We start from the raw sequence: 21,134 nt of genomic DNA, 5'->3' as shown, positions 1-21,134 counted from the left end.
CCACATCACAGATAGCACCAAGGCATATACAAAGAACCTCCCGCACGGTACACCGTACGGGAGGTTCTTATAAGCTATTCGCGCTTTAAGCTACTGATTATGCAGCAACGTCAGCCGGGTCCACAGCAATGCCGGGGCCGAAGGTGGTAGCAACGGTAGCCTTGGAAATGTAGCGACCCTTCGAAGAAGAGGGCTTGAGGCGGTTAACCTCTTCCAGAGCTGCGTTGAAGTTCTCCACCAGAGCTTCCTGAGAGAAGGAAGCCTTACCGATGATGAAGTGCAGGTTGGAGTGCTTGTCAACGCGGAAGTCAATCTTACCGCCCTTGATGTCAGCAACAGCCTTTGCAACATCCATGGTCACGGTGCCGGTCTTGGGGTTCGGCATCAGGTTACGGGGACCCAGGATCTTACCCAGGCGGCCAACCTTACCCATCATGTCGGGGGTAGCCACTGCTGCGTCGAAGTCGGTCCAACCGCCAGCGATCTTAGCGATCAGCTCATCGGAACCAACGAAGTCCGCGCCAGCTGCCTCAGCTGCTGCAGCCTTATCGCCTGCAGCAATAACAACCACGCGAGCGGTCTTACCGGTGCCGTTGGGCAGGTTCACGGTACCGCGAACCATCTGGTCAGCCTTACGGGGGTCAACGGACAGACGCAGTGCAACCTCAACGGTTGCGTCGGTCTTGGTGGAAGAGGTTTCCTTCGCCAGGGCAATTGCCTCTGCGGGGGTGTAGAGCTTACCCTCTTCAATCTTGGCTACAGCTGCCTTGTACGCCTTGCTGCGCTTTGCCATCTGCTTATCTCCTTGTGCAGTTGTGGTCTATGAGCCGCGCTTGACTCTGCCACATCCCACGATTATCACCGTGGGCATTTACATGTCTTGGTGCGGAATTCACCGCGTGAGGTTACCCTCGAGAACCGAAAACGGTATTACTCGACGGTGATACCCATGGAACGAGCGGTACCAGCAATAATCTTTGCTGCTGCCTCGATGTCGTTCGCGTTCAGGTCGGGCATCTTGGTCTCTGCGATCTCACGAACCTGAGCCTCGGTCAGGGAGCCAACCTTGGTGGTGTGAGGAACAGCGGAACCCTTAGCAACGCCAGCAGCCTTCTTGATCAGCTCAGCAGCCGGAGGGGTCTTGGTGATGAAGGTGAAGGAACGATCCTCGTAAACGGTAATCTCAACGGGGATCACGTTACCGCGCTGCGACTCGGTTGCAGCGTTGTACGCCTTGCAGAACTCCATGATGTTCACACCGTGCGAACCCAGTGCGGGGCCGACGGGGGGAGCCGGGTTAGCGGCGCCTGCCTGGATCTGCAGCTTAATAAGGCCGGTGACCTTCTTCTTGGGAGCCAATGTTAGGTCCTTTTCTTAGCTGGGAACCGACGCACAGGAGCGTGACGTCGGCGGGTGGTAGTCGTGGCGCGACTACCCGTGTCACACACGAAAGCGTGTCGTGCGTACACACAAACAAACATTCTAGCGTTAATACTCGTCTTAATCCACTATGTGGGTCTTTAAGTGTTTAACGCTTCGTGCAGCGGAGGCATAGATACTGAAGTATTGAGGCAGATGCACACTGCGCGCAAAAGAAAGTCCGGTAGGGTGCGTTCGAGATAAAGGCGTTCGCCAGCTCGTCCCGTCCTTCCGGCGCTAGGGCGCCTCCAGTCCTCTTTTAGGCTGGCTCAACCTTTATCTCTTCCGCTCATTCTATCTGAATACACGGAAGAACGGATAGCACACCATGCGACAGCTGTGGGAGGGTATAAAAATATCCGCCCCGGAAAGCCGAGACGGATATTTTTAAGTAACAGTCTTAGATCTTCTCAATCTGAGAGAACTCAAGAGTCACAGGGGTGTCGCGCTCAAAGACGGAAATCAGGGTGACAACCTGGCGAGATTCAGACTTAATCTCGGAAATGGTTGCATCCATACCCTCAAACGGACCGGACTTCACACGGACATTCTCGCCCACCTGATAATCGGACTCAACCACGGGCTGAGCAACAGGCAGACCCTGCTTCTGACGCTCTTCTTCGTAGACCGGCAGCAGCATATCGTAGACTTCCTCCATGCGCAGAGGAACCGGGTTGTAGGCATCCTGACCCACGAAACCGGTCACGCCGGGGGTGTGGCGCACAACGCCCCAGGAGCGGTCGGTCATTTCCATACGAACCAGAACGTAACCGGGCACGCGCACGCGGCGGAAAGTCTTTTCCTTCTGATCCTTGTACTCGGTCACAGTTTCGGTCGGAACCTGAACCTCGTAAATCTCGTCGTCAGCTTCGAGGTTGACCATACGGGTTTCAATACCAGTCTTGACCTTGTTTTCGTAACCGGAGTAGGTGTGTACCACGTACCAGTCACCGATCTGACGGCGCAGCTTGGACTTGAACTCCTCCAGGGGATCCAATTCCTCCACAGCTTCCTCGACTGCTTCTTCAGCCTCAGTCTCTTCTGCGGATTCTTCTTCGTTCAGCTCGAAGATGTCTTCATCAAGCTCAACCTGCTCGGCGCCGGGGAGGGCCTCGGCCTCGAGTTCTTCAATTTCGGTTGCCAGTTCCTGCTCGGACACAATGCACCTACTTTCTAATCGTTACCGTAGAACCTCCCGCTGCGGGAGACTCGAACTTAGCCTTCAAGAGTGCCGTTGCCAAAGATCCAGAACGCGCCCTGACCGAACACATAATCCAGACCGGAAATTAGCAGCAGCATAAAAATCACAAACACCAGAACGCCCACGAAGTACGCGACAAGCTCTTTGCCGGTGGGAGCGGTGACTTTCTTCAGCTCCGCGACTACCTGACGCAGGTAAAGCATAATGCGGGCGAAGAAACCCAGGTCTTTGGAGCCCTGGCCTTCTGCGGCTTCAAGGGCACCAGTATCAACAGTAGTCGCCTTGGCCATCAGCCTAGCTCCTTCCCTGTAATCCGATGTACACATGTACACACTCAAAGTTCGCTATACAACATACGCCCCGATAGAACCGGGGCGTATGGCGCTTCATTGAGGCTAAAAGCAGGGCGGACAGGACTCGAACCTGCAACCTGCGGTTTTGGAGACCGCTGCTCTACCAATTGAGCCACCACCCTATGGAAATTGCTTTCCGTGGCGTTTACACCGTTGCCAGTGCAAACTAAAACACCCTAGCGGGTGCATACACAACTCTAGCGCATATAAAAGAGCATTTGCAAGCCGATGCAGTAAAAAAGTTAAAAATTTTTTAGATACCCTCCCGCGAGCGCACCGCCTCGTTTCTCGCTTCACCCCGCCTCGGAGAGACAATGTGAGAAATTCCCCTGATAAAAAGAGTCTAAAAAGCACTCCTACGCTTTTCTAAACACCCTTAAGCGGGCTAGACTTAAAAGACGGCTTGAAGCCACACGCACCCCGAACCACCAGTTGAAAGCGAGTGCACCATGACTCGAATCTCCCGCCGCATCGGCGCCATCGCCCCCTCCGCGACCCTGATTGTGGACGCCAAAGCGAAGGCACTCAAGGCTGAAGGAAAGCCCGTTATTGGCTTCGGCGCGGGCGAGCCGGACTTCGCAACCCCCGACTATATTGTCGAAGCGGCACGCGAAGCACTCAACGACCCCAGCAACTTCCGCTACACCCCCGCATCCGGCCTGCTGCCCCTGAAGCAGGCTATTGCAGCAAAGACTCTGCGCGACTCCGGTGTAGAAATCGACCCCTCCCAGATACTTATTACTAATGGCGGCAAGCAGGCAGTGTACGAAGCCTTTGCCACCGTCATTGATGAGGGCGATGATGTACTGCTGCCCGCACCCTATTGGACCACCTACCCCGAGGCAATTCGCCTGGCGGGCGGTAACCCCGTTGAGGTTTTTGCCGGCAGCGAGCAGGACTATAAGGTCACCGTAGAGCAGCTGGAGGCTGCCTACACCCCCGCCACCAAGGCACTGATTTTCGTCTCCCCCTCTAACCCCACCGGCGCTGTCTACAGCCCGGAGGAGACCGAAGCTATCGGTCAGTGGGCTCTGTCCAAGGGTATTTTTGTCATTACCGACGAAATCTACGAGCACCTGACCTATGACGGTGTTCCCTTCACCTCCATTCTGAAGGCTGTGCCGGCTCTGGCCGATACCTGCGTGGTACTTAACGGCGTGGCGAAGACCTACGCAATGACCGGTTGGCGTGTGGGTTGGATGTTTGGTCCTAAGGACGTTATTGCTGCCGCCTCGAACCTGCAGTCTCACCTGTCCTCGAATGTGAACAATATTGCTCAGCGCGCCGCTATTGCCGCTGTTGCAGGCGATCTGTCCGCGGTGGAAGAAATGCACACTGCCTTTGACCGCCGCCGCAAGGCTATTGTTGAGGGCCTGAACGCTATTGAGGGCGTGCACTGCCCCACCCCTAAGGGTGCCTTCTATGTGTACGCGGATGTGCGTGAGCTGCTGGGTAAGGAAATTGCCGGTAAGCGCCCCGAGACCAGCGCGGAGCTGGCATCCGTTATTTTGGATGAGGCTCTGGTTGCTGTTGTTCCCGGTGAGGCTTTTGGCCCCAGCGGTTATATGCGCCTGTCCTACGCCCTGGGCGATGAGGATTTGGCGGAGGGTGTTGCTCGTCTGCAGAAGCTGCTCGGTAGCGCCCGCTAAATAACTCTTAGATTCGGTAACACGGGGTCGGTTTTCCGGCCCCGTGTTTCTATACCCGCTTCCTTAGGCTGTAGCGCCCTCTTTTCCCTCTGTCTAGCGCGGCTAAGGGTCTGCGCTGAAGGAAAACAGGTAGAACTAACCCTATCGTTTATGCTTCAAAAGCGATAAAATAGAAATAACGAGAAAGGCCTCCGCCGTTCCCACCGCATAGCATCACCGCATCAGGGAATGAGTGGAGGCATAACTATATCTACGCTCCGGTGCCCTAATGCCCCGGGCGCGACAACACAACAGATAGGGATAGCATGTCTAAGAAGATTGGTCTGCTCACTTCCGGTGGAGACTGCCCCGGCCTGAACGCCGTGATTCGAGGCGCCGTGCTCAACGGCGTTAAGAAGTACGGCTACGAATTTGTCGGCTTCCGCGACGGCTGGCGCGGCGTGGTCGAGGGCGATTATATGGATCTGCCCCGCCAGAAGGTCCGCGGCCTGGCATCCCAGGGCGGCACCATTATCGGCACCTCCCGCACCAATCCCTTCGACGGTCCCAAGGGCGGCGCTGAGAATATTGAGCTCATGCTCGAGCGTCACGGCATTGACGCAATTATTGCTATTGGCGGTGAAGGCACCCTGGCGGGCGCTAAGCGCCTGGCTGATGCTGGTCTGCCCGTGATCGGCGTGCCCAAGACCATTGATAATGACCTGCGCGCAACCGACTACACCTTCGGTTTCGACACCGCGGTTTCCATTGCTACCGAGGCTATGGATCGTATTCGCACCACCGGCGAGTCTCATCACCGTTGCATGGTGGCTGAGGTTATGGGTCGCCACGTGGGTTGGATTGCGCTGCACTCCGGTATGGCTGCCGGTGCCCACGCTATTCTGATTCCCGAGGTGAAGGTCTCCATGGAGCAGGTTGCGCAATGGGTTAAGGAAGTACACGATCGCGGTCGTTCTCCCCTGGTGGTTGTGGCTGAGGGCTTTATCCCCGAGGGCTTTGAGGACGTTATGGCAAATAAGGGTACCGAGGCTGACGGCCGTCCCCGACTGGGCGGTATTGGCGACTACGTGACTCACGAGATTGAGCGCCTGACCGGTATTGAAACCCGTAACACCATTCTGGGTCATATTCAGCGCGGTGGCGCTCCCACCGGTTTTGACCGTGTGCTGGCAACCCGCCTGGGCATGGGTGCTGTGGATATGGTGGCTCAGAAGGAATGGGGCAAGATGGTCTCCGTTCAGGGCACCAAGGTCCGCTACGTCCCCCTGGAAGAGGCACTGGACGGTTTGAAGACCGTGCCTCTGGATCGTTGGGAAGAGGCAGCTGTTCTCTTCGGCCGCTAAGCTGTAGATAGCTCTTCAGATAGCTTTGTAGAGCAAAGACCGCGGGTCTTTCGGAAGGTTCCGAAAGACCCGCGGTCTTTTATATTCTGTGCTAGCTTTTATGCTCTTCAGCAGTACTATCTCTTCAGCTTATTTAGCGTTTGAGGAAGTCCTTACCCACAAAGGATTTACGGGCAATTTCACCCGAATCGGGATCCACAATCACCGTCTGAGAGACCGCATATTCGGTGCTCACGGCATTGCCTTCGCTATCGCTATCTCCCGTATCGATTGCTCGCAGGGTAGTGTCCGGGTCGATCGCACGCTTAATGACAGCCAGGGCAATGGGGCCGGCCTCGTGGTGCAAAGCAACCGAGGTAATACGGCCCACCGGGCGGGACTTACCCTCCACAAAGAGCTCCGTGCCCTCGGCGGGCAGGGTGTGCTCGGAGCCGTCAATATCCAAAAAGACCAGGCGGCGCGGCGGGTGACCCAGATTGTGCACTCGAGCCACGGTCTCCTGACCCTTATAGCAGCCCTTATTAAAGTGCACGGCGGTACGGGTGAAATCCAGCTCCTGAGGGATACTCTTATCGTCCACCTCGGTACCAGCGCGCGGGCGCCAAGCGTCAATACGCAGAGCTTCAGCAGCCCACACACCGGCCAGGGCGTGGTGCTCAGCCAGCTGCTCCAGGCGCTCGCGCGGCACAATGCTCAAATAGCGGGTGTAGGACTCGCCCGGGTGGCTCACGCCCTCGCGGGTGTAGGCATAACCGCCCGTTGCAACGCGCTGCCAGGGATCACGCCATACCAACGTATTTTCAAAGACGGGCGAGGTGTCGCGCGGGTCGCGCATGGTTTCCAGCACCGCGTAAGATTCGCTTTCATCGCTAATTTCCACGCGCAGCATGAACTTCATGCGGTTCAGGTACTCGCTCAGAGGCTGAGCCTGCTCACCCTCAACAATCAGCCACAGGGCCTGCTCATCGGCAATAACCGCCGGGGCGTATTCAATACGGCCCTGGGGGGAGAGCAGCAGCATTTCGCGGCTTTCACCCGCATCCATACCGTCCACAATCTGGGAGGCAATGGAGGTTAGCCAAGAACCGCGATCGGGGCCGGCAACACGCACAATACCCAGATTGGAGCGGTCAACCACCACGGGCGCACCGCTACCGTCACGATCACGATCATAGGCGCGCTGCTCGGCCAGAGGGTCGCCGTAATGCGCCACCACACCGGCATTAATACCGGCTGCGGCGAACGCTCCGGGGCGCGAAAGTAGGGGGTTTGCGGACATTATTCTGCCGAATCCTCGGAAGCGCCTTCTTCGGGAGCCTCGTCCTCGAAGGAGCCGAACATGCCCGGGCCCAGGGAGTCGCCGGACATGGAGGAGGTCTTGCGCAGCTCAGCCGAAGCATGGGTGCTCATCTTGCCCTCGGAGTCAGCAATTTCCCAATGCCACATGAGGTTGCCATTCACCAGACCCCACAGGCGCACGGAGCCATTGTAATCGTGGCTATTATCGTCGCGCAGCAGGTTTGCGGTCTGCATGCGGATCTGCGGGCCCTTAATCATGCCGACATAGTTTTCGGTAATGCCGCCCGGGTGAGCGAAGGATGCCAGCAGGTTAAAGCCATCGTCGCCATTGCGCAGGGTTTCCACTGCCTCGGCGTCTGCGTAGGCGGGAACAATATCGTGGGGTACCAGACCGAAGCCGCCGTCAGCGTCGGTCATGGCACGGTCCAGCTGCCAGAAGCCGGTCTCAACGGTTAGCGGGCGCAGCTTCTGACCGTTATCGTCCAGCAGGAAGGACTCTGCGCGGTATTCGATATAGGGCAGGCCTTCCTGGGAGAAGGTAATGATCTGGCCGAAGGTCTGCTCTTCGCTGCCTTCGTACCACATGGTGCCGGTACCTTCCCAGGTGCCCAGCAGCCAGGCGAAAGGTACGAGTTCGGGGGTTAGATTGGTGGGAATTTCAATAGCCATTCTTCTATTTTAGGCTTTTGGCTCTTCTAAAGATAGGCTGGGTTCTTCTGCCCGCTGTGGGCTTAAGAGAGCGGCTCTTCTCTGTTCTTCTCGCGCTACTGCGAAGATTCTGCAGGCATGCGCATAGCGCCAGATGAAGCATGAATGCTTCAATACATTCATGATTCATCTGGCGCTATATCTAATTCTTATATAACCGGTTCACCCGGTAGCTTTGTCGTCAGGGGCGAACCCTCAAACAGCTTACTTCTGGCCGGAGAAGAGGCCGAAGAGCACACGCAGGGCGCCCAGACCGATAGCGAGACCGGCGAGAACCAGCAGGCAGACAAAGAAAATTTCGAGAGCAACAATGTTATCCATGGCTTTAAGATAGCACGCTCACATAAACTTGTCCGCCCAGCAACACCTTAAAAGAGGGGAATTGTGGATGAAATTTTTACCAGATTTATGTATCTTTGGCTTCCCACAGCGAGTACCATAAGAAGAGAGAACAAGAAGGAGGCGCATGTACCGTATCGTACTACTCACCGATGACCCGCACGCCTCCACCCTCCCCGCTTTTGAACGCTTCCCCCACCAGCTGCATATCCAGGGGCGAACCCTACCCGTTGCCGTACCTCAGGATGCCCCCGAAGCCTATATTATTGACGCCCGCACTGATCTCATGGATGCCAAGGCGCTGTGCCAAAGACTCAAAGAACTCGCTCCCCATAGTGTGCTTCTTGTACTGATTTCTGAGGAGTCCGCGAGCGCTCTGGGTGCCGTCTGGCAGATTGATGATTTTTTCACTCCCGAAACCAGCGCTTCTCTTTTTCAGGCGCGTCTGCGTATTCGCCTGGGCGATGAGCAGAACAATACGACGGAGAGTATTATTCGTGCCGGTGCCCTGGTCATTGATCCTCGTTCCTATTCGGTGTACCTGAATTCTCACGCTTTGAATCTGACCTTTAAGGAGTTTGAGCTGCTGAAGTTTATGGCTCAGCACCCCGGTCGTGCCTTTAGCCGCGCCCAGCTTCTCTCTGAGGTGTGGGGCTATGATTCTTTCTACGGCGGTACTCGCACGGTGGATGTGCATGTGCGTCGTCTGCGTTCCAAGCTCGGTAGCGAGTATGAGCATCTGATTTCTACGGTGCGCAATGTGGGCTATAGTTTCGCTTCTCGTTAGGCGCTGTACTCGGCGCCTGCGGGGCCCGAATGTTCGCATTCTGTCATAATACGTTTCACACTCCCTGATTCCTGGTTTTAAGAGATACAGTTAAGAGAGAACCTGGAGATTTGGGAGGATTCATCGATGACGCATCACTATACCTACAGCATTCTGCCGCTGGATGCCGATCATCTGCAGCGCTTTGAAGCTTTTGCTCGCGCGGTTCATTCCCACGATGGCGTTCCGGCATTTTCTGAGCAGACTCTCATTGAGCTGGCAAAGGCGAGCGCTTCGGCTAATAGCTCTGCTGAAGAACCTCGCGTGTATGTACACGCAGCTCTGAGCGCGACCGAGAGCGACTCCACTATTCTTGCAGCGCTCGTGGAGATCCTTCCCAGCGAAAGCGAGCCGGGTCTGCTGGAGGCGGCGGTTGCCCCGGCCTCTCGCGGTGAGCATTTGGGCCATGAATTTTTTGAATCGGTCTTATCTTCTCTACATGCCCCGGTTGAGCGTTACACCCTGTGGGTGCACGGTAGCGCCACCGATACGGGTATTATTTCCCCCGCTGATTCCCTTGTGCGCGAGTATTCTTTTGCCCCGGTGCGCACGCTTTTTAAGATGGTTCTTCCCCTGGATTCTGCCGCTCGCGAGTCCTTGGCTGAGGCAGCCGACGCGCGTACTCTGCCCGAGACTCTTCTCTCTCGTACCTTCGAGGTGCAGAACTACCTGCAGGCTGACGGTCCGGCGTGGATTGAAGCTAATGCGGCGGCTTTTGCGCACCATCCGGAGCAGGGCAAGCTGGTACTTGAGGATCTGGTACAGAGGGTTGAGTCCGAGTGGTTCCGCCCCGAGGGTTTCTTTATTGCTGAAGACTCGAGTGCGGCTAAGCCCTCTATTGCCGCCTATGTGTGGACGAAAATCCCGGTCGGTCAGTCTGCGGGCGAGTACTCCCCCGCCGGTGAGATTTATGTGGTGGGTATCCATCCGAATGCTCAGGGAGGCGGTTTGGGTCGCACCCTGACGTTGAAGGCTCTGGCGTATTTGGCTCTGGCTCAGGATGAGCAGGGTCGTAATTTGCGTGCCATTGAGCTCTATGTGGATGAGGATAATACCCCGGCACTCACACTCTATGAGTCCCTGGGCTTTGGGGTGCACACCATTGATCGCATGTACGCTCCGGCACAGCCCTAATCTTTAAGCAGACATAAGCTCTTCCCCGCTAATACTGGGAAGAGAGAGCATTTATAGAACTTTTATTCTTGATTCGCTGATGAAAGGAATACAGCATGGCAGCACAACGCAGCCCCGAACCGGCACCTCTGACCGGTGTCATTCATATCGGCGGTGATATCGCCAAAATTGAGCCGGCTAAGACGCGCGGCGACCGCATTGAAAAGAGTGAAAAAATCACCCTGCCTCAGCTGGATGGCGAATTCGGCCCCGAGCGTTTCCTCGACCGCGAAAGCAGCTGGCTGGACTTTAACACCCGCGTGCTGGAACTGGCAGAAGACCCCGATCTTTTCCTGCTGGAGCGTCTGAACTTCCTGTCCATTGTTGCCTCCAACCTAGACGAGTTCTTTATGGTGCGCGTGGCGGGTCTCAAGCGCCGCATTGCTACCGGCTTGGCTGTTCCCTCGGCTGCGGGTCTAAGCCCCGAAGAGCAGATGGAGGCCATTGCCGAGGCTGCTCACCGTCTGCAGAAGCGCCACGCCATGGTCTTCCACGAGCAGGTACTGCCGGCGCTGGCCGAACACAATATTCAGGTGGTTGGTTGGAATGATCTGGAACCTGCCGCTAAGGCTCGTCTGCGCGAGGAGTTCTTCCGCGATATTTTCCCGATTCTCACTCCCCTGGCGGTAGATCCCGCGCACCCCTTCCCCTATATTTCGGGTCTTTCCCTGAACCTGGCGGTGCTGGTGCGCAATCCGCAGAGCGGCAAGGAGCTCTTTGCGCGCGTGAAGGTACCCGATCAGCTTGACCGCATGGTCTCGGTGGACGGTGCTCGCGCCGCCAATACCTCCGGCGCCCCGGCTCGTTTTATCCCTCTAGAAACCATTATTGCCGAGCACCTGGATTCCCTCTTCCCCGGTATGGAGGTTGTGGAGCACCACGCCTTCCGAGTGACCCGTAATGAGGACCTTGAGGTGGAAGAAGACGACGCGGAGAATCTGCTTAAGGCTCTGGAGAAGGAGCTGCTGCGCCGTCGTTTCGGCCCGCCCGTGCGCCTTGAGGTGGAGGATTCCATTAACCCGGCTGTGCTGGAGCTGCTGGTATCCGAGCTGCAGATTGATGAGTCCGAGGTGTATAAGCTGCCCGCTCCCCTGGATTTGCGCGGTGTGGGTGCCATTGTGCGCGCCAACCGTCCGGCGCTGCACTACCCCAAGCATGTGGCTCATACCTCCCGCTGGCTCAATACTGCAGAGACCGCTAAGGAAGCCGATGTTTTTGCGGCTGCCCGCGATCACGATGTTCTGCTGCATCACCCCTACGATTCCTTCGCAACCAGTGTGCAGGCATTCCTCGCACAGGCTGCCGCCGACCCGCGCGTGCAGGCGATTAAGCAGACCCTGTACCGCACCAGTGGCGATTCGCCCATTATTGACGCCCTGATTGACGCCGCCGAGGCGGGCAAGCAGGTTGTGGCTCTGGTGGAAATTAAAGCTCGCTTTGATGAAGAAGCCAATATTTCCTGGGCTCGCAAGCTTGAGCGCGCCGGCGTGCACGTGGTCTACGGCATTGTGGGTCTGAAGACTCATTGCAAGCTTTCCCTGGTGGTGCGCCGTGAGGGTAATACTCTGCGCCGTTACGCTCATATTGGTACCGGTAACTACCACCCCTCCACGGCTCGTTTCTATGAGGATTTGGGTATTGTTACCTGCGATGAGCAGATTTGTGAGGATGTTTCCCGTCTGTTCAATCAGCTCTCGGGGTACGCTCCAAAGACCAATTACAAGTCTCTGCTGGTGGCTCCTCGAACCCTGCGTAGCGGGCTGATTGAGCATATTGACCGCGAGATTGAAAACCACAAGGCGGGTAAACAAGCGCGCATTCAGTTCAAGTGCAATTCCATGGTGGATGAGGACATTATTGATTCCCTCTACCGTGCCTCCCAGGCGGGTGTGCCCGTGGATGTGGTGGTGCGCGGTATTTGTGCCCTGCGCCCGGGCGTGCCGGGGCTGAGCGAGAATATTCGCGTGCGTAGCGTGCTGGGCCGTTTCCTGGAGCACTCGCGTGTCTTCGCTTTTGCCAATGCCGGTGAGCCTAAGGTCTTTATTGGTAGTGCTGATATGATGCACCGCAATTTGGATCGCCGTATTGAGGCTCTGGTTCCGGTCAAGGATCCTCGCCATATTGAGTACCTGCTGAATATGTTCACGATCTATATGAGCGATGAGTCCAATACCTGGCATTTGGATTCCGACGGCCTGTGGGAACGCCACGCGAAGAATGCTGATGGCGAGCCTCTGCGCGATGTGCAGTCCTATTATTTGGCATCGCGCTCGCGTAAGAAGAGCCGTTCCCTGGCATAGGCTCTGCATTCGCTAGCATTCACGCCGGGAATAAGGAATAATCGTTCTTTATTCCCGGCGTGAGATGCGCCCGACACCTGCCCCACTCTTCTACCGCTCACCCGTTACAATAGAGTTCGCGTTTAACCCATTAGCAGAGGATTTTTGTGGCTAAGGAAACCCCCTACTACACCGCTCGACTGCACGACAATAGCCTGAGCATTACCCGCACCCCCAGTACCACCGCACAGGTAGTTGCCGCCGGTGCCCTGATTTGGCGCCTGGATGAGCAGGGCGAGATTGAGCTGCTGCTCATTCACCGACCTCGCTATGATGATTGGTCCTGGCCCAAGGGTAAGCAGGATCCGGGTGAATCCCTGCCTGAAACCGCTCTGCGCGAGATCCGCGAAGAGGTGTCCCTCAATGTGCGCTTGGGTGTGCCCCTGGCGGTTACCTCCTACCCGGTGCACGGCAAGAGCAAGGATGTCTTCTACTGGGCGGCTAAAGCCCCGGCATACCAGGTGCCCGCAGCGGATGAGGGTGAAGTGGACCAGCTGCGCTGGGTCAGCATTGATCGGGCGCGTGAACTGCTGAGCAATGAGAGCGATCAGCTGCCTCTGGATGCTCTGGCTGCGCACGTTGCCGCAGGTACCCTGGATACCGTGCCCTCTCTGCTGGTTCGTCACGCCCACGCGCACGCCCGCGAGAACTGGTCGGCAGCCGATGAGCTGCGCCCCTTAGATGAGCTGGGTGAGCGTCAGGCAAAGGCTCTGGTTCCCATGCTGGCTGCCTGGGCACCCACCCGCATTTATTCTTCCCCCTGGGTGCGTTGCGAGCGCACCGTCAAGCCTCTGCTGAAGTCCCTGGATAAGAAGGGCGTTGAGGTGACCTATAAGGAGAAGAAGTCTCTCTCCGAGGCAGGGGCAGCCGAGAAGCCCAAGCGTTGCGCTAAGGCGGTGCGTTCCCTGCTGGATCGTCCCGAGTCCACTCTGCTATGCGGTCACCGTCCGGTTTTCCCGCAGATACTGGAGGCTGTGCGCGAGTATTTGCTGGCTCCGGGTCAGTGGGATCAGTTGCCGCTTGCAGACCCGCACCTGGAGACCGCCGATGTGCTGATTTTGCAGCTGAGCACCGGGGATAATCCGCGTGTGGTATCCATTGAAACCTCCCGCCCCACGGTCTAAATCGCGCTCTGCAGCTCTGCTCTATGCATGTATCCCGCCCCGTAGTCTTCATACGAGGGCGGGATTTTTATACCCTTGCGCGCTCTCATAAGCGCTGCCTCTTTACCACCGGCGAAATCGGCGCCCGCCACCGAGCGCAAGCTATGCGCACCCCGTAGAATTGTGTACAGTACACCCATTTCGCGAAAGGTAAGCGCATGTCCGCTATCCCCACCCCCTATGAAGATTTGCTGCGCGATATTCTCGAGCACGGCGAGGAACGCGGCGACCGCACCGGCACCGGCACCATCGGTGTTTTCGGCCGTCAAATGCGTTTTAACCTGCGCGATTCCTTCCCCATGATTACCACCAAGCGCGTGCATTTCAAGTCCGTGGCTATTGAGCTACTCTGGTTCCTCCGCGGCTCCTCCAATGTGCGCTGGCTGCAGGAGCGCGGCGTGACCATTTGGGATGAATGGGCCGATGAGAATGGTGATTTGGGTCCTGTCTACGGTGTGCAGTGGCGCTCCTGGCCCACTCCCGGCGGTGAGAGCCTGGATCAGATTGCTAAGGTGATCGATTCTATTAAGAACAACCCGGATTCTCGCCGTCATATTGTCTCGGCGTGGAATCCCGCTGAGGTGGACGATATGGCTCTGCCTCCCTGCCACGCCATGTTCCAGTTCTATGTGAGCACCCGTAAGGACGGCACGAAGGAGCTCTCCTGCCAGCTGTACCAGCGCAGTGCCGATATGTTCCTGGGTGTGCCCTTCAATATTGCTTCCTATGCCCTGCTGACCTATCTGATTGCCCAGGAGGTGGGTATGGAACCGGGCGAGTTCGTGTGGACCGGCGGCGATTGCCATATTTATCTGAACCATCTGGAGCAGGTCAAGAAGCAGCTGGGTATTGGCGAGGATGAGAACGGCGTGCCTAACCCGCCCCGTGAGCCCTACCCCTACCCGCAGCTGGTCATTAAAACGAAGAAGCCTTCTATTTTTGATTACGAATACGAAGACTTTGAACTGGTCAATTACAAGCACCACCCGGGTATTGCAGCCCCCATCGCCGTCTAAGATTTCAAGGATCACTATGGATACCACTCAGATTCCCGCTCACGGCTCCGCCGAATACGAGCAGGCACTGGAGCAGATCGCGACCACCTCCCTGGATCGCCAGGAGCTCTACGCAAAGAGCGATATTACCTGCTACAACATTTATATTCCCGCCTGGACGAACACCGTGATTCGACTCAAGGCACTCATGTACGGTGAAGAACCCACCGTGGACTCCGAAGACACCCTCTACGCAGATAAGTCCTTCTGCCGCGACCTCTATGACAAGGAACGCGAAAAAGGCGTAAACGTCATTTGGGAACCGCAGGGTGCCTCCCCCTCGGCACTGGATAAGATTCTCGGACCGCTGATCGCAAACTCCACAAAAAACGCCGCCGATGTGCTCGAATCCACCGGCCGCGTGCTCGAATCGCACTATCAGGTGGACCGCGCCGCGGGCACCGCAACCCTGCGCTACCTGGTACCCAAGCGCGAGGAAGAAATGAGCGATGAGGAACGCGCCCAGCTGGCAGAAGGCAATGTCACCTTCGATACCCTGCGCGAAATCCCCAATGTGCAGCTCTTCCGCGCCTGGTTGGCACACCGCGCCGACACTCTTGCCAATATGGGCTCCTATTGGGATGAAGGAAAATAATGGCTGAACTGACCGAAAAAGACCGCGCACGCATTCAATCCTTGGCTCTGGAGGCATTCTCTAAGCAGCAGGGCGCCGGTGAAGATATTCGCTACCGCATTATCTATATCCCCGCTTGGAGCGGCGCGGTCATCCGCCTGCGCCTGCGCGATGAAGGCAATCTGCTCACCGGCAAGCACACCCAGCTGGACTCGGGCGCGACCCTTGCCGCCTCCGAGGCGTTCTGCGCCAAGCTGCACGAAGCGGAGCAGGAACTCGGCGTGGACTCCTCCTGGAAGGACCGCGCCTCCAAGGTATTCCTGAACTATCTAACCGCCTCGGCAAAGCCCAGTATTGAGCGTATGAAGGCAGCCACTCTAGAGCAGACCGGCTCTCTGCCCCTGGTGGAGTACACCGTATCCCTGGTCAAGGAAAATGCGGATGTACGCCTGTACACCGAGGTTGCCGATGAGGAACTCACCGAAGAGCAGCGAGCACTCAAGAACGAAAAGCAGCTGATCACCCGTGAGCTCATGCACGAGCAGAAGGGCGTGAAGATTCTGGACGCCTGGATTGGTCATCAGGCTGATCAGCAGGTGGGCATTTTCTCCATCTGGCATGAGTCCTAGAAACCGCACTCTTTAGAAAATAGCCTCCCACCTATTGGGAGGCTATTTTCATATCCAGCTGTGTATTTTCATATCCCCCGCGCGCTCGCTACCCTAGATATAGGAGTATTTCTTCTCCGCCCTCTCAACCATTGGATACAGCATGAGCACACCACGTCTAGGCGCTATTTGGGCGCAAACCGATGCCGGAGTTATTGGGCGCAATGGCGATATGCCCTGGCATGTGCCCGAAGACCTCGCCTATTTTAAGAAAACCACCCTGGGCGCACCCGTGATTATGGGTCGTAAGACCTGGGAGTCTTTCCCGCCGCGTTTCCGCCCCCTGCCCAGGCGCGTGAATATTGTGATTTCTTCCTCCGTGACCGAGCCGGTAGAGCGCGACGGTGCTTTTTGGATGCCTTCTCTGCAGACCGCTTGCTCTTTTGCCGCTTCCTTACCGGTTCCCGAGGAGCACCCCGAGGACGCCCCCACCGCCTGGATTATTGGAGGCGGCTCCCTCTATCAGCAGGCGCTAGAGACTGAAAACCTGCCCGGTTTCGGCCCGCTCTCACGCTGTGTGATAACGCGCTTCTACTGCCAGGAAGGCAATGAGATTAGCGGGGATACTTACGCCCCGGATATTGAATCCCGCGGCGATTTTCAGCTGGTGAGCGAAAGCCCCTGGGAGAAGAGCGATAACGGCTACCTGCTGGATGAGTCCGGCGGGAAAAACCCGGTCTACTATTGCATGCAAATTTTTGACCGTTTATAAACATTCGTTAGCTGTTCATTAGCGATACGCAGGATACGCTAAGACCCAATTTAAGGGAGTAAACTAGTAACCATGAACTTTAATACCGGTGACTCTGTAGCCTTTGTTGGCTGGCGCGGCATGGTTGGCTCCGTGCTCATGAAGCGCATGCTCGAAGAAAACGACTTCGAGGGCATTACCCCCGTCTTCTTCACCACCTCCAATGTTGGTGGCGAAGCCCCTACCTTCGACGGTGTCCTCTCCCCCTCCACTCTGAAGGATGCCTACGATATTGACGAGCTGCGCAAGCACAAGATTATCGTTACCGCCCAGGGCGGCAGCTACACCGAGGCTGTACACTCCAAGCTGCGTGAAAGCGGCTGGGACGGTCTGTGGATTGACGCAGCTTCCACCCTGCGTATGAACGATGATGCGATTATCGTTCTGGATCCCATCAACCGTCACGTCATTGATCAGGGTCTGGAAAACGGCATTAAGGACTTCGTCGGCGGCAACTGCACCGTCTCCTGCCTGCTGATGGGTCTGGGCGGTCTGTTCAAGAACGGCCTGGTCGAGTGGACCACCTCCATGACCTACCAGGCAGCATCCGGCGGCGGCGCACGCCATATGCGCGAGGTGCTCAAGCAGTTCCGCGATCTGGGCAATAACGTCTCCGCTGAGCTGGACGATCCCGCATCCGCAATCCTGGACATCGACCGTAAGGTGCTCGAGCAGCAGCGCTCCGGCGAGCTGGACACCACTCAGTTCGGTGTGCCCCTTTCCGGTTCCCTGATTCCCTGGATTGACTCCGATCTGGGCAACGGCCAGTCCCGCGAAGAGTGGAAGGCCGATGTAGAAACCAATAAGATCCTGGGTCTGAACGGCGATGACCGCGTGATCATGGACGGTTTGTGCGTGCGTATTGCAACCATGCGCTCCCATTCCCAGGCGCTGACCATTAAGCTGACCAAGGACCTGCCCGTTGAGGAAATCGAGCGTATTATCGCTGAGGACAACCCCTGGGCAAAGGTTATCCCCAACACCCGTGAAGACTCCATGGTGGATCTGACCCCCGTGGCTGCTTCCGGTTCCCTGGAGATTCCCGTGGGTCGTATCCGTAAGCTGGCAATGGGTCCGGAGTACATTAGCGCGTTCACCGTTGGTGACCAGCTGCTCTGGGGTGCTGCAGAGCCCATCCGCCGTATGCTGCAGATTGCTATCGGCAAGCTCTAAAGACCGCTTATCTTAAACGATAAAACGCCTGTGCCCCGCACTTTTTGGTGCGGGGCACAGGCGTTTTCTCATGCTTCTACCTCGAGATTTTATACGAGATACGAAACACTACGCTTGAGAGATTAGGCAACCTTCTCCAGCAGAGCCTCAACAGCCATCTTGCCCAGAGCGTTGGATGCCAGGGGGCTGTCACCGGTCAGCAGGTTACGGTCGCGGTGGGTTGCGCCGCTCATGGTGTCGTTAACAATCTCGATACCCTGAGCCTTCAGAGCCTCGCCCAGTGCCCACGGCATCTTGCCGGGCAGGTAGCCGATCTCAATGTTTGCGCCAGCGTCCAGGGAATCGGGGAAGACGCACATCTTGTAGCCTGCCAGGGGGTTGCTCTCGCGCTCGTAGCCTGCAGCCAGGAATGCTGCCGGGCCGTGGCACAGGGAGATCATCAGCTTGTCGTTGTTCAGAGCCCAGTCCAGAACAGCCTGAACGTCCTTGCTTTCGGGCAGGTTCAGCATAGCGCCGTGACCGCCGGGGATCAGCACGCCCAGGTAGTCGTCGTTCAGTTCAATATCTGCCAGGCGCTTGGGAGCCTTCATCTGCTCCTCCAGCTTTGCCCATGCGCTGGTTACTGCCTCATCCTCGTGCGGGAATGCCCACCACTCGAACTTCACGGGAGCGCCGGTGAGGGTCGCAACCTCAATCTCGAAGCCAGCTTCCAGGATGTGGTGCATGGGCAGCAGGGACTCAACCGGGTGGTTACCGGTGGAGAAGAACTTGCCGTTCTGCATGAGCATGTAGCGCTCTTCGGTGCCGATGACCAGCACCTTCTTATCGCCCTTGTATGCGTCCTTAGCAATAACGCCGTCGAAGTCAGTCTTCGGTGCGGTGTACTGGCTCAGGGAGTAGGGCGAGGGGAAGAAAGCGTTGTTCTCTGCCGGGTCAATGCTCGGGTTACGATCTTCAGTAGTCATAAAACCTTTTCCTTTGAGGAGAGGGTGAAACCACACCTGCGCAATAACAGCTCAGTGCGGATAAGTACCTTTAAAGTGTAGGGCGAAAAAGGTAGAAACTCAACGTATTTTTTACTCTAACCTCAGAGCATAATAGGAACAAAAAGCCCGTAAAATTGGCATAGACCGGGCGAAATAGATTAGAGTGTATCTCAACCAATAGATTCTCTACCCCACCTATTATGAGCACACACTACGCACCCGAGCCCTGCGACTTCGGCTGGTCACTAACCGTACTGGCACAGCGCTACGAAAAACTCACCGTCGATATTTTCGCTGCCCTCCCCAAAGGCATGCGCGGCTACCATGTGCTCTACACCGTGGTATCTCGAGAGCCCGAAACCCAGCAGGAAATCTCCGAATACCTCGGGCTGGATCGTGCAGCCCTAGTGCAGGTCATTCACGCCCTGGAAGAACAGGGACTGATTTACCGCGAAGTAGACCCACAGGATAAGCGTATTCGTATTATCAAGCCCACCCCCGCCGGGACCGAACTGCTCGCACAGATTCAGCAGCAGCTATCCCAGGCAGAAACCCGTCTCTTTGACGGGCTCAGCCTGAGTGAAAGCCATATTCTGCGGCTACTGACCAGTGATATAGCCAATGCATGGAAGAACCGCTAAAACCGACAAACTCCCCCGAAGTACATCACGTCAATAGGGCATACGCACTAATAGCAAGGAAGCCACGGCGCCAACGCACGCACCTGCTCAGGGATATCACCACCCAGCGCGGGTGAATCAAAAATCGGTTTGCGGCGCTGCGGCTTATACTCCCAAAACGCCAGATCCGGCACGCGCTGCTCTACCGGCATATCGGGGTCAAACACCCAGCGGAGATTACCGAAAATATTAGAGCCCGGCAGTACACAATTCGCATAATAGCCGCGCACACGGCCGCGGTTATCGCGCTTCGCCTCCACAATCAAGGCGCGGGCAACACCCCTATCGGTCCCCACGTGGATAGTCATACCCGGGTTATTCTCCCGGGTACGATACTCCCTATCGGTACGTTGACAGCACCCCGGTCGAAGCAGCGGCGTGTCCTCAGCATTGAGCGAGAGCATAATGCCCCGCGCCACAGCCCGGAAATACTCCTGCTGAGGTTCAACCTCCGACTCCCGTAACCACGTGCAAACCCACGCATCGGGGGATGAAGGCTCCGCGGCTACACGCAGCACAGCCCGAGCAATAGGCGCACTGCCCTGCCAAAAACTCAAGGGCTCAAAAACTATCTCATAGCAGCCCCGAGAATCATCAAAACTCACACGGCACAGACAATCCTGCGCAAAACCATTCTTAAAACGCTCACGCACACGGGTACGACCCCTGACGGGCTCAACCCCGCGAGCAGCATTCGCAGCATTCCACTCAATATAAAGCACAGTACGCGCACCATCACGCTCCAGGCACAGCAGACCCGGCAGAAACTGCGCATCCACATCACCGCGAGAACGTTTAAAACCATAATGGACACTCACCGGCCACGGCTCAAAAACAACCTCATAGGACATGACACCATTATCGAACCACGCGCAGAGAAAACAAAGAAATAACACAGCAAAAACCGGTACACTAGAACACGGCAGCCCCCGCGCAGACGAAAGAAGGTGAACATGAGCACCCTAGAAGACGAAGTCACCCACAGCAACGACAGCTGGGTCCACCGCAAAATGGAGCGCATGAAAGAAAAAATGCACGCGCACCCCGTCATGAAGCACCTCTACAAGCCCCTCGTGATCGGAGTCGGAGCCCTCTGCCTCATTGCCGGCCTGATCATGCTCGTCACCCCCGGCCCCGGATGGCTATTCATCTTCATCGGTCTGAGCATCTGGGCCACCGAATTCGTGTGGGCGCACAAACTCTACAACCGCATGATGAAGATCGTGCTCACCTGCTGGCATAAGATTCAAGACTGGAATAACCAGCGCAAAGCTAAGCGAGAAGCACGCAAAGCATCTAAAAACTAACTCATTGCGTAGACACTGCTAAGACTACGTAGAGACTATAAAAGGTTCGTATCTTTTTGAGATACGAACCTTTTATAGTCTCTGCCCCAATCCGGCAAGGCTGCGGCCACCAATCCGGCAAGGCTGCG

21 protein-coding genes and 1 tRNA gene are annotated in these 21,134 nt (G+C 56.6%); 13 read left to right on the top strand and 9 right to left on the bottom strand.

The features are described 5' to 3' along the window. Positions 1 to 97 precede the first annotated feature (97 nt). The 5 genes from rplA to Q4P78_RS01755 form a co-directional block, all read right to left on the bottom strand. Positions 98 to 793, bottom strand: coding sequence for a 50S ribosomal protein L1 (gene rplA / locus Q4P78_RS01775; protein ID WP_303338595.1), 696 nt, complete (start codon positions 791 to 793; stop codon positions 98 to 100). Between the two features lie 137 nt (positions 794 to 930). Further along, complete coding sequence (gene rplK / locus Q4P78_RS01770; RefSeq protein ID WP_303338594.1) at positions 931 to 1,359, bottom strand: 50S ribosomal protein L11; 429 nt, start codon at positions 1,357 to 1,359, stop codon at positions 931 to 933. A gap of 460 nt (positions 1,360 to 1,819) precedes the next feature. After that, positions 1,820 to 2,578, bottom strand: coding sequence for a transcription termination/antitermination protein NusG (gene nusG / locus Q4P78_RS01765; protein ID WP_303338593.1), 759 nt, complete (start codon positions 2,576 to 2,578; stop codon positions 1,820 to 1,822). A gap of 56 nt (positions 2,579 to 2,634) precedes the next feature. Then, complete coding sequence (secE, locus tag Q4P78_RS01760; protein ID WP_303338592.1) at positions 2,635 to 2,910, bottom strand: preprotein translocase subunit SecE; 276 nt, start codon at positions 2,908 to 2,910, stop codon at positions 2,635 to 2,637. Between the two features lie 112 nt (positions 2,911 to 3,022). Then, positions 3,023 to 3,095 (bottom strand) — tRNA-Trp (locus Q4P78_RS01755). A 327-nt stretch (positions 3,096 to 3,422) separates the two neighbouring features. Between Q4P78_RS01755 and Q4P78_RS01750 the strand changes: the two genes are divergently transcribed. Further along, on the top strand, positions 3,423 to 4,622 hold the full coding sequence (locus Q4P78_RS01750) for a pyridoxal phosphate-dependent aminotransferase (RefSeq protein WP_303338591.1): 1,200 nt from the start codon (positions 3,423 to 3,425) through the stop codon (positions 4,620 to 4,622). A 305-nt stretch (positions 4,623 to 4,927) separates the two neighbouring features. Further along, positions 4,928 to 5,965 carry a 6-phosphofructokinase gene (locus Q4P78_RS01745; protein ID WP_303338590.1) on the top strand — a complete coding sequence of 346 codons (1,038 nt, stop codon included), beginning with the start codon at positions 4,928 to 4,930 and terminating at the stop codon, positions 5,963 to 5,965. A 133-nt stretch (positions 5,966 to 6,098) separates the two neighbouring features. Here the strand turns inward: Q4P78_RS01745 and Q4P78_RS01740 are convergent, their stop codons facing one another. Next, a complete protein-coding gene (locus tag Q4P78_RS01740; RefSeq protein WP_303338589.1) occupies positions 6,099 to 7,244 on the bottom strand; it encodes a folate-binding protein YgfZ in 1,146 nt (381 codons plus the stop codon). Further along, on the bottom strand, positions 7,244 to 7,933 hold the full coding sequence (locus tag Q4P78_RS01735) for an FABP family protein (RefSeq protein WP_303338588.1): 690 nt from the start codon (positions 7,931 to 7,933) through the stop codon (positions 7,244 to 7,246). The genes Q4P78_RS01740 and Q4P78_RS01735 overlap by 1 nt, the downstream gene beginning before the upstream one ends. 505 nt (positions 7,934 to 8,438) lie before the next feature. Between Q4P78_RS01735 and Q4P78_RS01730 the strand changes: the two genes are divergently transcribed. The 9 genes from Q4P78_RS01730 (at position 8,439) to asd (ending at position 18,033) form a co-directional block, all read left to right on the top strand. Continuing rightward, the gene (locus tag Q4P78_RS01730) at positions 8,439 to 9,098 is read left to right on the top strand and encodes a response regulator transcription factor (protein WP_303338587.1); all 660 of its coding nucleotides are present in this window, start codon (positions 8,439 to 8,441) and stop codon (positions 9,096 to 9,098) included. Between the two features lie 126 nt (positions 9,099 to 9,224). Further along, positions 9,225 to 10,271, top strand: coding sequence for a mycothiol synthase (gene mshD / locus Q4P78_RS01725; RefSeq protein WP_303338586.1), 1,047 nt, complete (start codon positions 9,225 to 9,227; stop codon positions 10,269 to 10,271). A 95-nt stretch (positions 10,272 to 10,366) separates the two neighbouring features. Beyond that, positions 10,367 to 12,610: an RNA degradosome polyphosphate kinase gene (locus Q4P78_RS01720; protein ID WP_303338585.1), complete on the top strand. Its 2,244-nt coding sequence runs from the start codon at positions 10,367 to 10,369 to the stop codon at positions 12,608 to 12,610. Between the two features lie 146 nt (positions 12,611 to 12,756). Next, on the top strand, positions 12,757 to 13,773 hold the full coding sequence (locus Q4P78_RS01715) for an NUDIX hydrolase (RefSeq protein ID WP_303338584.1): 1,017 nt from the start codon (positions 12,757 to 12,759) through the stop codon (positions 13,771 to 13,773). A gap of 197 nt (positions 13,774 to 13,970) precedes the next feature. After that, positions 13,971 to 14,828, top strand: a complete 858-nt coding sequence (locus Q4P78_RS01710; protein ID WP_303338583.1) for a thymidylate synthase — start codon at positions 13,971 to 13,973, stop codon at positions 14,826 to 14,828. A gap of 16 nt (positions 14,829 to 14,844) precedes the next feature. Next, a complete protein-coding gene (locus tag Q4P78_RS01705; protein WP_303338582.1) occupies positions 14,845 to 15,462 on the top strand; it encodes a hypothetical protein in 618 nt (205 codons plus the stop codon). Further along, positions 15,462 to 16,070: a hypothetical protein gene (locus Q4P78_RS01700; protein WP_303338581.1), complete on the top strand. Its 609-nt coding sequence runs from the start codon at positions 15,462 to 15,464 to the stop codon at positions 16,068 to 16,070. Before Q4P78_RS01705 ends, Q4P78_RS01700 begins: the two co-directional genes overlap by 1 nt. Positions 16,071 to 16,212: 142 nt before the next feature. Next, positions 16,213 to 16,821, top strand: coding sequence for a dihydrofolate reductase (locus tag Q4P78_RS01695; RefSeq protein ID WP_303338580.1), 609 nt, complete (start codon positions 16,213 to 16,215; stop codon positions 16,819 to 16,821). Positions 16,822 to 16,893: 72 nt separating this feature from the next. Next, positions 16,894 to 18,033 carry an aspartate-semialdehyde dehydrogenase gene (gene asd, locus Q4P78_RS01690; protein ID WP_303338579.1) on the top strand — a complete coding sequence of 380 codons (1,140 nt, stop codon included), beginning with the start codon at positions 16,894 to 16,896 and terminating at the stop codon, positions 18,031 to 18,033. Between the two features lie 122 nt (positions 18,034 to 18,155). Here the strand turns inward: asd and hchA are convergent, their stop codons facing one another. Beyond that, complete coding sequence (hchA, locus tag Q4P78_RS01685; protein ID WP_303338578.1) at positions 18,156 to 18,998, bottom strand: glyoxalase III HchA; 843 nt, start codon at positions 18,996 to 18,998, stop codon at positions 18,156 to 18,158. Between the two features lie 221 nt (positions 18,999 to 19,219). Between hchA and Q4P78_RS01680 the strand changes: the two genes are divergently transcribed. Next, the gene (locus tag Q4P78_RS01680) at positions 19,220 to 19,660 is read left to right on the top strand and encodes a MarR family winged helix-turn-helix transcriptional regulator (RefSeq protein ID WP_303338577.1); all 441 of its coding nucleotides are present in this window, start codon (positions 19,220 to 19,222) and stop codon (positions 19,658 to 19,660) included. Between the two features lie 47 nt (positions 19,661 to 19,707). Here Q4P78_RS01680 and Q4P78_RS01675 read toward each other — a convergent pair whose 3' ends face one another. Further along, positions 19,708 to 20,550: a hypothetical protein gene (locus tag Q4P78_RS01675; protein ID WP_303338576.1), complete on the bottom strand. Its 843-nt coding sequence runs from the start codon at positions 20,548 to 20,550 to the stop codon at positions 19,708 to 19,710. A gap of 102 nt (positions 20,551 to 20,652) precedes the next feature. Between Q4P78_RS01675 and Q4P78_RS01670 the strand changes: the two genes are divergently transcribed. Further along, on the top strand, positions 20,653 to 21,006 hold the full coding sequence (locus Q4P78_RS01670) for a TIGR02611 family protein (RefSeq protein ID WP_303338575.1): 354 nt from the start codon (positions 20,653 to 20,655) through the stop codon (positions 21,004 to 21,006). Positions 21,007 to 21,134 lie beyond the last annotated feature (128 nt).

It is taken from the genome of Rothia sp. (in: high G+C Gram-positive bacteria) (genome assembly GCF_030540545.1).
GTDB lineage: Bacteria > Actinomycetota > Actinomycetes > Actinomycetales > Micrococcaceae > Rothia.
The sequence above is the reverse complement of the archived record's forward strand: the minus strand, read 5'-3'. Positions and strand labels throughout refer to the sequence as shown.